Source organism: Corynebacterium sp. TAE3-ERU30 (assembly GCF_019209925.1).
Classification (GTDB): domain Bacteria; phylum Actinomycetota; class Actinomycetes; order Mycobacteriales; family Mycobacteriaceae; genus Corynebacterium; species Corynebacterium megadyptis.
Genome location: NZ_JAHUTO010000009.1, coordinates 1 through 1,098, shown reverse-complemented (window position 1 = coordinate 1,098; position 1,098 = coordinate 1). Strand labels below are relative to the sequence as shown.

At 68.5% G+C, this 1,098-nt stretch carries 1 protein-coding gene; it reads left to right on the top strand.

What is annotated here, in order from left to right; translation table 11 throughout:
• A partial coding sequence (locus KR227_RS10685; protein WP_218365318.1) for an MDR/SDR family oxidoreductase occupies positions 1-1,098 on the top strand: 1,098 nt, incomplete at both ends.

Sequence of the window (1,098 nt, the reverse complement as noted above, 5' to 3'; positions counted from 1 at the left end):
GGCCCGGTGGCGTTGGCCGACGCCCGCATGGTCACGCGGATGCCCGACGACTGGTCCTTCACCGACGCGGCCACGCTCCCCCTGGTGTTCCTGACCGCGTTCTACGCGCTGCGGGACATGGCCGACGTGCAGGCCGGTGAGTCGGTGCTGATCCACGCCGCTGCCGGTGGTGTGGGCATGGCGGCCGTGCAGTTGGCGAAGCATTGGGGCCTGGAGGTGTTCGGTACCGCGAGCCCGGCCAAGTGGGACGCGGTCGGACTGCCCGACGAGCACCTGGCCTCCTCCCGCGATCTCGGTTTTGAGGAGAAGTTCCTGGCCGCGACCGAGGGTCGTGGTGTGGATGTCGTGCTCGACGCGTTGGCCGGGGAGTTCGTGGATGCGTCGTTGCGGTTGTTGCCGCGCGGTGGTCGGTTCGTGGAGATGGGCAAGACCGACGTCCGCGACCCCGAGCAGGTGGCCGAGGCCTACGCAGGCGTGCGGTACCAGACATTCGACCTGATCGAGGCCGGTCCGGTGCGCATTGCCGAGATGTGGACCGAGCTGGTCGCGCTGTTCGAGGCCGGTGCGTTGCGGCCGTTGCCGGTGCGGGTCTGGGATGTGCGCCAGGCGGTGGAGGCGTTCCGGTTCATGTCGCAGGCCAAGCACGTCGGCAAGGTCGTGCTGTCGATGCCGCAGCCGCTGAACCCCGACGGCACGGTCCTGATCACCGGGGGTACGGGCAGCCTGGGTGGGCTGGTGGCGCGCCGGTTGGTCGAGCAGGGTGTCCGTCGTCTGGTGTTGCTCAGCCGTCGTGGTGTGGCCTCGCCGGAGCTGCTGGAGTCTTTGGCTCCGGCCGAGGTCTCCGTGGTCGCGTGTGATGCCGCTGACCGGGAAGCTCTGTCTGGGGTGATCGCCGGTATCGAGACGTTGACCGCGGTCGTTCACACCGCGGGTGTGCTGGATGACGGTGTGGTCGAGTCGATGACCGCGCAGCGGATCGAGACCGTGATGGCGCCGAAGGCGCTGGCTGCGTGGAATCTCCACGAGCTGACCCGGGACCACGATGTGGCGGAGTTCGTGTTGTTCTCCTCCGCTTCGGGGATCTTCGGCAACCCAGGG